This window comes from Flavobacterium sp. UBA7682 (assembly GCF_002482945.1).
Classification (GTDB): Bacteria; Bacteroidota; Bacteroidia; order Flavobacteriales; family Flavobacteriaceae; genus Flavobacterium.
Window position 1 is genome coordinate 17,494 of the sequence record NZ_DLGY01000022.1, and the last position, 12,069, is coordinate 29,562.

The following is a 12,069-nucleotide window of genomic DNA, read 5'->3' on the forward strand; positions in this document are numbered from 1 at the left end:
AAGGGAAATATGGCTACAAACACTATATCGGCAGGAAATAAACACAATAAATCATTAAGGATTGTATTTGTAATTACACTATCTTATTTCGTTGTTGAAGTAATAGTAGGATTCATTTCCAATAGTCTGGCATTGCTTTCAGATGCCGCACACATGCTTACAGATGTAGCTGGTCAGGCATTGGCACTTTTTGCCATTTGGATGGCTTCAAAACCCCGAAACAGCAAAAAGTCCTATGGCTATTTAAGGACCGAAATATTTTCAGCCTTGATAAATGCCATAGTGCTGATATTTATATCGGGCTACATATTGTACGAAGCTTGGCTTAGATTTGAGAACCCACCGGCAGTAGCGGGTATCCCAATGCTTATCGTTGCTGTTTGTGGCCTACTAATCAATTTGATTTCCATGAAAGTCTTATCAGCAGGGTCAAAAGAAAGTATCAATATAAAAGGTGCTTTTTTAGAAGTGGTAAGCGATATGTTAAGCTCCATTGCCGTAATTATAGCAGGCATCATTATTCTGGCAACAGGCTGGTTGTTGATTGACCCAATCATAAGTGCATTAATAGGCCTGTTTATTTTGCCAAGAACGTTTGGTTTATTAAAGGAATCTGTAGACATCTTATTGGAAGGTGTTCCAAAAGATGTTGACTTTGTTGTGGTAGAAAAATATTTAAAAGAAAAGCCCGGCGTAGAATCAGTGCATGATGTGCATGTTTGGTCGCTAACCTCCGGGGTAAATGCACTGAGCGGTCATATTATAATGAAACCGGAAACCACTATTTTAGAAATGAATGAAATAATTTTTGAAATCAAACAGGAATTAAATTCAAATTATAAAATAAATCACACCACATTAGAAGTTCATTTAGAACGCGAAGGATATATCCCGAATAATATCTAATTGTATCGTAAGTAATAATGGTATAAAAATTGCATATATGTATTGTAGTAGTAACATAAAAAATTTAAAAAATGAAAAACAGGCTCAATTGTTGGAAATGTGTATTGATGCTTTCAGGTTTAGCGGGAATGGCAATAAGTTTTTCAGCATAATATTTCGTAAATAAATCAAGTTTAGGTTGTAATTTAGTAAAACTATTTTACAACCTTTTTTTATGGTTTAATAAACTGTTGTTATGAAAATATTTTTTTATTTTTTGCTTGGATTGATTCTGGTTGCTTTAACCATCGATGTCTATTCATATTTTAATGAAGGCTTCTTTTGGACACCTATTTCTAAAATTGTAAATATTAGCACTCCTGTATTTTTATTTATATATCTGCTAATATGGTTCATTAAAGAAAAAAATGAAGCACCAAAACAATAAAACTGCATAAAAAAGAATGGCTGGGAATATATTCTGCATGCAGAATTTATTTGATAAGATTAGAACACGAAAAAAAAAAAATAGTGTATGTAGTAAAACTTTAAACGAAGACTTAAAAACATAATCAAAAATAAAAAATAATATGAGAAAGCAAGATATAGGTGATGAAAACAAAAGTAAAGTAAGTAAAGCTCCTAATCCAAAAACTGATCAGCCCAAAGAAGTCCATTCAGAAGACGACGGCCATGACCACGATCAAATAGGCGAAGAAGATTCCGATTGGAAAAGCCATTGGCAGCTAATGCTCGCTATCGCAATCCTGTTTGTTATGCTGACTTTGGAATTTGGTTTTGCCTACGTCCCCGAATTCCCTATCAACCTAATCATTTTTAGTATCGCATATCTGCTTGCTGGTTACAACGTACTCTATATGGCGTGGAGAAAAGCAATACGTTTTGATTTCTTCAATGAGTTCTTCCTGATGAGCGTAGCAACTATCGGAGCATTCGCCATTGGATCATACAGCGAAGGCGTTGCAGTAATGGCATTCTATTCCATTGGCGAATGGTTTCAAGATGCCGCGGTTAACAGAGCAAAACGAAGTATTAAGGCGTTACTTGATATTAGACCTGATGAAGTAACGGTTATTAGAAATGGGAAAGCAGGAGTGGTAAATCCCAAAGAAGTCAAATTAGAAGAAATTATCAGGATAAAACCGGGAGAAAAGGTGGCTTTGGATGGTGAACTCATTTCAGAAAAAGCATCTTTCAACACTGCTGCACTAACAGGAGAAAGCAAACCGGACAGCAAAGCAAAAGGCGATACTGTTTATGCCGGGATGATTAACCTGAACACAGTGGCCGAAATAAAAGTAACTTCATTGTTTACGGACAGCAAGCTAAGTAAAATCCTCGAAATGGTTCAGGATGCTACGGCTCGTAAATCGCAGACACAGTTATTCATCAGCCGTTTCGCAAAAATATATACGCCTATTGTATTTGCTTTGGCAGTAGCAGTTTGCCTTATTCCCTATTTTTTTGTTGAAAATTACAGTTTCAACGAATGGTTTTATCGTGCTTTGGTATTCCTCGTAATTAGCTGCCCTTGTGCATTGGTAGTCTCTATTCCATTAGGATATTTTGGCGGCATCGGATTGGCTTCACGAAACGGAATCCTGTTTAAAGGTTCTAATTTCCTTGACGTTATGACCGCTATTAATGCTGTCGTTATGGACAAGACCGGTACCCTCACAGAAGGTGTTTTTAAAGTACAGGAGATAGTTACCAAAGATATAGAGGAACCCTATCTCGTTAAATTGGCTGCTGCCATTGAGAGCCAGTCAACACATCCAATAGGAATAGCCATTGTGCAACATGCAGGTACTGAAAAAGGCAAAGAATTAAGCATTTCAGAAGTTGAAGAGATTTCCGGGCATGGCTTGAAAGGCAAGATTGACGGCAAGGAAGTCTTAGCAGGAAATACCAAGCTTATGAAGAAATTCAAAATAGAGTATCCTCCAGAAATTGACAGCATTGTTTACACTATTGTTGTAGTTGCGGTAGATAAAAAGTACAAAGGACATATTACTATTGCTGATAAAATCAAAGAAGACGCAGCACAGGCAATTAAGGAATTACATGCACTTAATATAAAAACTGTTATGCTTTCAGGCGATAAGCAGGCAGTTGTTGACGAAGTAGCCAAAAAATTAGGGATTGACAACGCCTATGGTGATTTGTTGCCTGAAGATAAAGTAAAAAAAGTGCAAGATTTGAAAAACGAAGGGAAACACATTGCTTTTGTTGGAGATGGTGTAAACGATGCACCGGTAGTAGCATTGGCAGATGCAGGAATTGCAATGGGAGGTTTAGGAAGCGATGCCACTATAGAAACCGCCGATATTGTGATCCAAAACGACCAGCCATCAAAAATTGTAACCGCAATCAAAATAGGAAAACTTACCAAACAAATTGTATGGCAAAATATCATCCTGGCAATGACTGTCAAATTAATAGTTTTAGGCCTGGGTGCCGGAGGAATAGCAACGCTTTGGGAAGCAGTTATAGCCGATGTTGGCGTAGCCTTATTGGCTATCCTTAATGCAGTTAGGATACAGCGAATAAAATTGTAATAATTCAGACTATTTAAAAAGGAAGGTTATTTCAGCATTTAGGTTAATGGAAAAAATAAAATCTAAAAAAATTGTTACTAGAAATGGAAAGATTATTATCAGAAGGGCTAAGAAAAAAGAAAAATTTCTGCTATACGCGGCAGTTGGATTCATAATTTTCTTAATAGCTTTTGCTATCGTATTCATTTTAGCGGTTGTTGATATAATATAACCAATCATATTACTTGCGGGGATTTTACAATAATTGTACTTGCCTTTGGTTATATAATACTTGGCCACTGATAATTTTTAATGCCGTTAGGATACATCGACTGAAATTTGTAGAAAAATACAAATCAAAACATATGGAAATAACATTTGTAGCATTTCAATTTAACATATTATGATAATTTTATCTCCCGCAGAACAGGAATACCTCAGGCAAATTTATCTTTTCTGTAAAAGAGAGGAAAAAATAAACACCAACAGCTTGGCACTGCTGGTAAATACCAAACCCGCATCGGTAACCGATATGCTACAAAAATTGGCTAAAAAAGGACTGATTATTTACAACAAATATTATGGATGTAGCCTATCCGAGTCTGGAAAACTGGAAGCATTAAATATTGTCAAGAAAAGGTTATTGTGGGAATTATTGCTTGTCCGGAAATTGGGATTAGATAAGCAGGAAGCAGGTGCAATTGCTGCACAAATGCAAAGTATTAGTTCACAGGAGCTGATTGATAAACTTTCCATCTTTTTGGAATATCCGCGCCATGACATAAGAGGAGAAGCTTTTATATAATATACTTATTAAACCAATGTTGACTTGCCTTATTGGCTATATTTAATTCAGTTAGGATACAGCGAATGAAATTATAGAATTATCTATTATTCAATAAAAAATGAGTGTTTGTTTTAAATAACAAGCTCCTTTTTTTGTCTAGTGGTAAAATGGCGTTTTACATTCCAATTGCCACTCCTTCCCAACGCTCCTAAAAAAATTACTGGCACAGTTTTTAGAAAAAACACGTACACTGCGTGACTTGCGCCAGTAATTTTTTCTCCCAAGCTTCTTTACATAATGTAGCATTATAGTGCTGCGCAGCTATAATAACATTATGTAAAAAAGCCGCGCACCCCTGCTCATTGGTTTTATAAGTGCCATCAGGGGTACTTTACAACTCAACTTCTGAATACTGTACTCTGAATACTGTAGACTATTTTGGCACCCATAAAACCAATAAAAGCCAGCAAGAGTATCATTTTTCATTTGCTCAGCAGTCACAAATAAATTGCTTCCACAAATACCCAATGCCTTTGCTGTATCAACGAAATTTTTACTGCATACTGAGTACTGCAAACTGAACACTATTTCATGGCATCGGCTATTTATAAAAGCAATCAGAACCATCCCATTCAGCAAATAAAAAATGACACCCTTGCCCGCGCTTCTGCCACGTCGCACTCGGTAGTTGCATTTGTTGTTTTTTGAAGATGCTTCCCATTTTCAGTACAACTATTCAAACTATAGTAATTCCATCTGCAAAATCGCCTTTTGGCATCCTCAAAAAATCAACCCTAAGAAAGAGTATAAAGTTCCTGCGTCCGATAAAAAGCTTCTCTGTAAGTTGGTTTGGTAATTTTATCAGCCGCAGGAACTTTATACACTTTCCAAAGACAATCCCGATTATTTAGCAAAATAAAAAAGAGATAAAAAAGACTGCAAAACTAAGTTCCGGGTATTCAAAAAAGCAAGTTCAAGCCCTGCGGGTTTTGAAAAAAATCTCCACCCAAACTATTTCATAACAACTCCTGCTAGTAACTCGCCACCTCTCTTTCAGTTGAACGTGTCGGGTAGTATTTTTTTCAAAAAACTTGCTTTTTTGAAACCCTCCACTTCAACAGACGGCTTTCTTTTTTCTCTTTTTTTCTTTTGAAAAATTTTTATGTGCGAAATGCAGCGAAGCGGAATTCGCGAACACCGAGAAAACAGATATAAACGCTGTGAGCAATCGTAGCGAAGCACATCCACTTTAAACCGAAGCCATGAAGAACTATATTATTAAAACCCACAAAAAAGGCACGCTTTACGCCAAACCGCATATGTTCATTTTGAATAAAGGTCTGAATAGCGGTAAACCTAACAAGGAACCATTCACTAACAGCTTTGTTGTCATTTTCGAAAATGAACAGGATTGTGAAAACATCTATTGGATAACCTTCAGCCTTTGGCAATCCAAATTTTGGCATCGAAACTTGGTAGGGTCAGTAATTCCATTCTTAAGAATCACAGATTTTATCACAGAATTTTCGCGTAAAGCTGATGAAATGCTCAGTGATTTTGAAGAACATCAAAAAAATGTAAAGGCATTGCAACTACTAGAAGCAAAGGCAACTCAATTTAATCAAAACCTCAATTTAATTAATGATATGCGAAGAATCATTCTACATCGCTATTGCAAATAAGTAACCTTAAAAACAAAATTATGACACTATTTATCCTCTACCAAACCGACAACTGGAAAATGAAATCATCAAGAGTTTTTTTTGGTGTTTTCGATTGCCGAAAAAAAGCTATGGATTGCGCGAAATACAACAATTTGTTCGCCCACAATTCAAAAATAGTAATTGAAGAAGTTACTCTAAACCAATGTTCAGAACACTAACCAAATAGTATAAGCCATGGAAGAAACGACAGACCCATTTAAAGAAGCAATTGTAAATCATTTGCAAGAATTAGCCAACAATGATGCCTTGTTTGCCAAAACATTTAGCAAGCCGTACAAAAATATTGATGACTGTGCTACATACATTCTCAACGAAGTAAAGAAAAGCCAAAGACAAGGCTTCGATGACGATGAAATTTTCAATATGGCAATCCACTATTATGATGAAGAAACAGTCGAAATCGGTAAGCCAATAAAAGCCAAAGTAGTAGTAAATCGCTCAATAGCTGCTGCTCGCACAAACGATTTTCCAAAATCATCAACCAAAAATGGTGATGCTAATCAAACTTCATTATTCAAACTGTAACGCTATGATACCAAAAACGGCACTCGAAATTAAAATAGTTGAGTTGAGTAAGAACTTACCTCAAGTTACACAACAGCAAAATGAATTAGCATTTGCAAAATGCTTTGCGAACTACGCCGTTCAGTCAAGAAAAAGTATTTTCTGTCTTGAATGCGGTTATGATTGGAAAACTAATGACACAAAGAAATTGAAAAAAGTTATATGCGAAAGATGCGCTAAAAGCTTGGTAGTAACTGATAAATATAGCAACGGATTAAAGGAAACAGATTATTACCAAATAATTACATCAGCTGATAATTTCCAGATTGTCAGAATGATTTGTATGACAAAAACAATGAGAAAGAATTGTAATAGCTCTTATTTTGCGCATGAAGTAATGCAGTTATTCATTGATGAATTCGGAAAAACCCGAACGATATCAAAAAATGTAATGGGTATGTCGCAATACTATGACCAATGGATAGTTTATAGTGAGCTATCACTCAAATCTAAAAGTGAGAACAGGCGATTTTATCTTAGTCCAAGTTATGTAATGCCAAACAAAAAAGTGCTTCCAATAATAAAGCGAAACGGCTTTAAAGGTAAATTCTATGGTATTGCACCTCAAATTCTTTTTAAAGCGATTCTATCCGATAGTATCGCTGAAACCTTGCTAAAAGCCAATCAACAAGATATGCTATATTATCATATTAGAAATACAAGTTTAAAACCGACAGGAACTTATTGGAATGCAATAAAAATCTGCATCAGAAACAACTACCAAATTAAAGATGCAAAACTATGGATTGATTACATCGATTTGCTTGAACATTTTATGAAAGATATTAGAAGTCCAAAATATGTTTGTCCATTAGATTTAAAAAAGGCACACGACAAATTGATGGCTAAAAAGGTAAAAGAAATTTGGAAAAATACTGTTGAGGAGAACAAAAAGCAAATTGACAAAAACCAAAGACATTACTTCAAAGCTAAAAAGCAATTCCTCGGATTAGTGTTTACTGAAAAAAACATTTCAATAAATGTAATTGAAACCATAAAGGAATTTTTGGAAGAGGGCTGTATTCACAATCATTGTGTGTTTACTAATGAATACTACAAAAAGCAAAATTCACTTATTCTTTCAGCAAAAGTAAATGGCGTTCATACTGAAACAATCCAAGTTTCTCTTGAAAATCTTGAGATTCTTCAATCGCGGGGCAAAGGCAATAAGGCAACTAAGTATAACAAAGAGATTATTAAGCTAGTCAACAAAAATCTTCCTCAAATAAGGGCAAGGATGAAAACAGCTTGCTAACAAAAAAAGCCAGGTCTTTCGACTTGGCTTTCTTTTGTTTAACCCAAAGGTCAAACTACTTTTTGTGCTTCTTTATAATACTTTTAAGTACTAGTGATATTGTAAAACTGACAACTGCACCGAGAGCAGCTAGTAAAACAGTTTTAAAAACATCCGCCGATTGAATATTGGGTATAATACTCAAAAATGTTCCACCGACAGTACCCATTAAAGTATGGCTATTTGTTTGCATTATCTCCTATAGTTGTTAGTTGGCTTACTGCCGAGGCAACGCCACCGGCAACAACTAAATAGCCACCAACTGAAGTAACTAAAACTGGCAAAGCAATTGGAGCCGCCAAGATAGTTCCACCAACAGCTGCCAAAACCAAACCAACATTTCGAAGCACTTTAAAAAATTTCGGAGTTGGAGCTTGCGCTCTTTTAACAAGTTTCATGATCTAGGTTTTATTCAGGAGTGTAAATCAGGCAGAAGCCGTCAAAAATACATCCGCCACCAAGTTCATTTCCTCTTCCGCCAGTATCAAGATTTGCAAGTTCTCCAGTTGAATTTGTATTGCGTCCTCCAATGTCATAAATAGTAAACTGACCTGTATCAGTTCCACCTTTTCCACCAATGTCATCTAAAGGATTTAAGCCTCCACCAGAATCCCTACCACCAATTTCAGAATAAGCATATTCTCCTGTGGTGCTTTTTCCACCATTTCCACCACCTGTCTCTGGGCAAATGGTACAAGTGTTTTCAAGACCACCTGTCGAATTTTTACCTCCGGTATCAAGTGCAGAAAATTCACCGCCAGTACTTCTTCCACCAATATCGAAAAAGTCCCAATCATCACTCGCAGTAATTTGTCCCGTATCGGTTGAAGTACCTCTTCCACCTATATCTGAAAGAGCAAATTCGCCTGTGTTTGTGTTCGCGCCTCTGCCGCCAGTATCCAAATCGTCAAAATCATCTGGATTATCTACTTGTCCAGTATCGCTTGAAGTACCAGTCCCATTTCGTCCACCAGTTTCATTTAAAAAAGCAAACGTACATTGTGTTTCGCCAGTCAAATTAGTTAAAAGGGTTGGTTCGGGATTCTGTTTACCTCCGATATCAAAAAATCCGCCAGTATCGGGTGTTTTACTACCACCAATTGTGGTGGTCTGAGTGGGTTGAGCATAGCTGATAAATGTTCCTAGAACGGCAATTAAAAGAAACAATCCTTGTTTCAGTTTATTTAAAAAATTTGTTTTCATAATAATAAAAATTTAAGATTTGATAATGATTAAAACTCGTTGCTTTTCATCCAAAGCTTTATAAACAATAGTTCTAAGCTTGGTAAAAGCTTTTCGGGATAGTAGACCTAAACCGGCTCCCGAAATCTTTGTAACCGGTGCAATGCAGCCATTCAGTTCTTTGATGGCATTATTGGCAGGATGAAACAAAATCGAACTTCGATTTGAAACATTCACTATTTCAATATGCCATTTGAACTTTTTGCTGTACCGCTTTTGTAATAAATATTTCCCTTCCGGAATGCAGGAAATCATTTTCTGATTTTCCTTCCAAGGCAATTCAATTGTTTTACAAATCAATTTGCCCTCAAATTCAAGATTTCCATTAGTTCCTTCAGGGAAATAAGTTCTGGTAATTAGGAGAACCATTACACACCGCTGTCAACCTTAACAATCGATAATGGGTTAAATGCACCGTTTTTAAGTGGGTACATTTGACCGTTAACCTCTTGATAAAATTCAATTCCCAAAGCAAGGAATAGCGGCTTAGTACTCGCAGCTGTAACTTGATTAGTTTGCGCAACCGCAACGGTCGCCACAGCATCCCAAGGTAAAATAGCTGTCTCAGAGTGTTGCTCAATAAAGGTTTCCGCCTCAAAGTCAATCTCTGCACCGGCAGAAATAATCTTATAATGCGTAGTCCCTGACGGAGCCGCAATCATGTTAATCGGAACAAACGGTGGAATATCCACTGTAATTTCACCACTAACACGGTCTATTGCACCAGTATAAGGAGCATAAAGACTTGTGCCAAGCTTACCTCTGATATTGAATTCAAACCCAATAAGTAATTCGGCTTCACCGTCAATTACATTTCGCAGACCTCTTTCACTAACTAAGTCAGCTTGGATAACTTTAACCATTTCTTTCGTAAGTCGACTTACCATTCTGCCATCAGCAGAATTCAATAGCAAAGCTCTCAATGCAGTTCTAAGTAATTTTCCGGCCTTCCCAGCCCGTCCAAATTCAGAACCGTTTTCGCGAGTTCTTTGAAACGCAGGATCACTTTCAATCCTACTTTTTTCGATACCTCCTTTCTCGCGGGCAAGATGCCCGTCTTGCGAGGTTTTGTAAAAGGTAATACCTCCGATAGTACCTTTTAGTTTAATTATGCCTTTCTGTCTTGCCATAATTTCTAAACTTTTTGATTAATATTCTTTTTTGTTACTCCATCATTTTTCAGAATCGTTGCAACTAATTTTTTGAATGATTTAATCAAAGTTTCCAGTATTGGCGGGACATTTCAAAGGGTGTGAATCAATAGCCACCAATAATCGGCTATAACCACCAATAATAATAAACGAGGTTTTCAGGAAATTTTATAGTTTTGTCAAGAATGGATGAATCATAGCAAATCCATACCAAAGGCATAGTTAAAGTATCAATTGTTGAAATGGGAGCAAGCAACTCAAGAGTGTGCATGTATCCGAAAGATGTTCAACGCATAATGGGAAAAGAATACACCCAAGCCAGGTTGTATTTAATTAAGATTAAGAAGCATCTGAATAAAGAAGATCATCAATATATTTCAGTGGAGGAATTTTCTAAGTATTCAGGGCTTCCGGTAGAAGAAGTTAAGCGTTGCATGTAGTAGGGTAAAGAGAGTAGATTTGGATCTACTGATACTTTGAGAAGCTTTCAAACCAGTTCAATAACCCGTTCAAAATATGAACTTTCCCTTGTATATCAATATAGAAATGCTTATATTTGGGCATACAATTTAATGTTCTTTATCACAATTTGATAGTGACCTATTTCGTGACCTATCAACCATGATTACAGCGAAAGCCCATAAACGTTAGCATTATAAAAGAGGTTCGAATCCCTCTTTCTCCGCAAAGGAAAACCCGAAACGAAAGTTTCGGGTTTTTTATTTCATGGCCGCGTCAAAAGCTCGCTTTTGTAAGTGGCTGTGAAATAAAAAACCGACGGCTTTGAAAAAGCTGTTGTGGTTTTGCTTTGCTCAGGTACCCCTCTTGGGAACAGCGAAGCTAATCCCGAGATTTATTACGAACTAAAGTTCGTGTACCTGAAGCCCACCGGGCTTCCTCCTCTTAATATCAAATGCAAAGGAAAACCCGAAACGAAAGTTTCGGGTTTTTTATTTCATGGCCGCGTCAAAAGCTCGCTTTTCCTTCGGCAGTCGCTTCGCTCGTGTGTAAGTGGCTGTGAAATAAAAAACCGACGGCTTCGAAAAAGGCATTAGGGTTTATCTTTGCTCAGGTACCTCTCTTGGGAACAGCGAAGCTAATCCCGAGATTTATTACGAACTAAAGTTCGTGTACCTGAAGCCCACCGGGCTTCCTCCTCTTAATATCAAATTTTGCTAGGTTCCCCTTCAGGGCTCACCGAAGGTAATCCTGTCAAAAGCTCGCTTTTCCTTCGGCAGTCGCTTCGCTCGTGTGTAAGCTGCTTTAAAATAAAAAACCAATGCCTTTGAAAAAGGCATTAGGGTTTTCCTTTGCAAGGTTCTCCCTCTGGGAACAGCGCAGCTAATCCCTATAACTCATTGTAAACTATTGCGAACTAGAGCCAATTCAAATAAAAAAAATTGTATAAATATTTGCATCTTTGCGAGAAAATGACAAAGCCAATCGGCTAAAAGAAGATGTCATCCTGAGCTTATCAAAGGACTTCAAACAACTGAAGGCAATCTAGAAAAGGATAAGAAAACCCAATCCTTAATAAAAACCGTTAGCTAACTTTACACTCTTTTTTATCAAAAAAAATCCCCATCTCGTTTACCGAGACAGGGATTTAAAAATCTTAATACGCTTTACTTAATGCTTAGTATCTCGTAATTTGTAATTATCTTATCTTTTAATCACTCGAAGGGTTTTCACCTCTTCATCTTGAGTAACAACCACATTGTAAACGCCACTTGGGTATCTATCTCCTATTGGGAAAGAACTTAAGTTAGAGGCTTTTGACTCATGTGATTCTACTAATCTTCCAACCATATCATAAACCTTGATACTTACTGATGATTGACTCTCTGTAGTCAAATCAATCAAG

The 12,069-nt window shown here is 36.7% G+C and carries 13 protein-coding genes; 8 read left to right on the forward strand and 5 right to left on the reverse strand.

Translation table 11 applies throughout. The annotated features are described in order from the left end of the window. The first annotated feature begins 9 nt into the window (after positions 1 to 9). The 8 genes from B3C16_RS05775 (at position 10) to B3C16_RS05810 (ending at position 7,773) form a co-directional block, all read left to right on the forward strand. Positions 10 to 906, forward strand: coding sequence for a cation diffusion facilitator family transporter (locus B3C16_RS05775; RefSeq protein ID WP_291129749.1), 897 nt, complete (start codon positions 10 to 12; stop codon positions 904 to 906). A 235-nt stretch (positions 907 to 1,141) separates the two neighbouring features. Further along, a complete protein-coding gene (locus B3C16_RS05780; protein WP_291129751.1) occupies positions 1,142 to 1,333 on the forward strand; it encodes a hypothetical protein in 192 nt (63 codons plus the stop codon). Positions 1,334 to 1,475: 142 nt separating this feature from the next. Beyond that, a complete protein-coding gene (locus B3C16_RS05785) occupies positions 1,476 to 3,464 on the forward strand; it encodes a heavy metal translocating P-type ATPase (protein ID WP_291129754.1) in 1,989 nt (662 codons plus the stop codon). 382 nt (positions 3,465 to 3,846) lie between these two features. Further along, a complete protein-coding gene (locus tag B3C16_RS05790) occupies positions 3,847 to 4,248 on the forward strand; it encodes a metal-dependent transcriptional regulator (protein ID WP_291129756.1) in 402 nt (133 codons plus the stop codon). Positions 4,249 to 5,492: 1,244 nt separating this feature from the next. After that, positions 5,493 to 5,912, forward strand: a complete 420-nt coding sequence (locus B3C16_RS05795) for a DUF6943 family protein (RefSeq protein ID WP_121314484.1) — start codon at positions 5,493 to 5,495, stop codon at positions 5,910 to 5,912. 20 nt (positions 5,913 to 5,932) lie between these two features. After that, positions 5,933 to 6,112: a hypothetical protein gene (locus B3C16_RS05800; protein WP_291129757.1), complete on the forward strand. Its 180-nt coding sequence runs from the start codon at positions 5,933 to 5,935 to the stop codon at positions 6,110 to 6,112. A gap of 16 nt (positions 6,113 to 6,128) precedes the next feature. Then, positions 6,129 to 6,479: a PcfK-like family protein gene (locus B3C16_RS05805; protein WP_291129759.1), complete on the forward strand. Its 351-nt coding sequence runs from the start codon at positions 6,129 to 6,131 to the stop codon at positions 6,477 to 6,479. Between the two features lie 4 nt (positions 6,480 to 6,483). Beyond that, positions 6,484 to 7,773 carry a PcfJ domain-containing protein gene (locus tag B3C16_RS05810; protein ID WP_291129761.1) on the forward strand — a complete coding sequence of 430 codons (1,290 nt, stop codon included), beginning with the start codon at positions 6,484 to 6,486 and terminating at the stop codon, positions 7,771 to 7,773. A 218-nt stretch (positions 7,774 to 7,991) separates the two neighbouring features. On the opposite strand, the gene B3C16_RS05815 is transcribed toward B3C16_RS05810, so the two are convergent. The 5 genes from B3C16_RS05815 to B3C16_RS05835 form a co-directional block, all read right to left on the reverse strand. After that, complete coding sequence (locus B3C16_RS05815; protein WP_291129764.1) at positions 7,992 to 8,210, reverse strand: hypothetical protein; 219 nt, start codon at positions 8,208 to 8,210, stop codon at positions 7,992 to 7,994. 10 nt (positions 8,211 to 8,220) lie between these two features. Beyond that, positions 8,221 to 9,015: a hypothetical protein gene (locus B3C16_RS05820; protein ID WP_291129767.1), complete on the reverse strand. Its 795-nt coding sequence runs from the start codon at positions 9,013 to 9,015 to the stop codon at positions 8,221 to 8,223. Positions 9,016 to 9,027: 12 nt separating this feature from the next. Continuing rightward, positions 9,028 to 9,423, reverse strand: a complete 396-nt coding sequence (locus B3C16_RS05825; protein WP_291129769.1) for a DUF5675 family protein — start codon at positions 9,421 to 9,423, stop codon at positions 9,028 to 9,030. Further along, the gene (locus tag B3C16_RS05830) at positions 9,423 to 10,184 is read right to left on the reverse strand and encodes a hypothetical protein (RefSeq protein ID WP_121314491.1); all 762 of its coding nucleotides are present in this window, start codon (positions 10,182 to 10,184) and stop codon (positions 9,423 to 9,425) included. Before B3C16_RS05830 ends, B3C16_RS05825 begins: the two co-directional genes overlap by 1 nt. Before the next feature lie 1,683 nt (positions 10,185 to 11,867). Next, on the reverse strand, positions 11,868 to 12,069 hold a 202-nt coding region (locus B3C16_RS05835; RefSeq protein WP_291129772.1), incomplete at its 5' end, for a T9SS type A sorting domain-containing protein.

What these genes read in the sequence shown, in the direction of transcription:
- B3C16_RS05775 (WP_291129749.1), top strand. Translation starts at nt 10, where the DNA reads ATGGCTACAAACACTATATCGGCAGGAAATAAACACAATAAATCATTA.
- B3C16_RS05785 (WP_291129754.1), top strand. Translation starts at nt 1,476, where the DNA reads ATGAGAAAGCAAGATATAGGTGATGAAAACAAAAGTAAAGTAAGTAAA.
- B3C16_RS05830 (WP_121314491.1), bottom strand. Translation starts at nt 10,184, where the DNA reads ATGGCAAGACAGAAAGGCATAATTAAACTAAAAGGTACTATCGGAGGT.
- B3C16_RS05780 (WP_291129751.1), top strand. Translation starts at nt 1,142, where the DNA reads ATGAAAATATTTTTTTATTTTTTGCTTGGATTGATTCTGGTTGCTTTA.
- B3C16_RS05815 (WP_291129764.1), bottom strand. Translation starts at nt 8,210, where the DNA reads ATGAAACTTGTTAAAAGAGCGCAAGCTCCAACTCCGAAATTTTTTAAA.
- B3C16_RS05790 (WP_291129756.1), top strand. Translation starts at nt 3,847, where the DNA reads ATGATAATTTTATCTCCCGCAGAACAGGAATACCTCAGGCAAATTTAT.
- B3C16_RS05800 (WP_291129757.1), top strand. Translation starts at nt 5,933, where the DNA reads ATGACACTATTTATCCTCTACCAAACCGACAACTGGAAAATGAAATCA.
- B3C16_RS05795 (WP_121314484.1), top strand. Translation starts at nt 5,493, where the DNA reads ATGAAGAACTATATTATTAAAACCCACAAAAAAGGCACGCTTTACGCC.
- B3C16_RS05810 (WP_291129761.1), top strand. Translation starts at nt 6,484, where the DNA reads ATGATACCAAAAACGGCACTCGAAATTAAAATAGTTGAGTTGAGTAAG.
- B3C16_RS05825 (WP_291129769.1), bottom strand. Translation starts at nt 9,423, where the DNA reads ATGGTTCTCCTAATTACCAGAACTTATTTCCCTGAAGGAACTAATGGA.
- B3C16_RS05805 (WP_291129759.1), top strand. Translation starts at nt 6,129, where the DNA reads ATGGAAGAAACGACAGACCCATTTAAAGAAGCAATTGTAAATCATTTG.
- B3C16_RS05820 (WP_291129767.1), bottom strand. Translation starts at nt 9,015, where the DNA reads ATGAAAACAAATTTTTTAAATAAACTGAAACAAGGATTGTTTCTTTTA.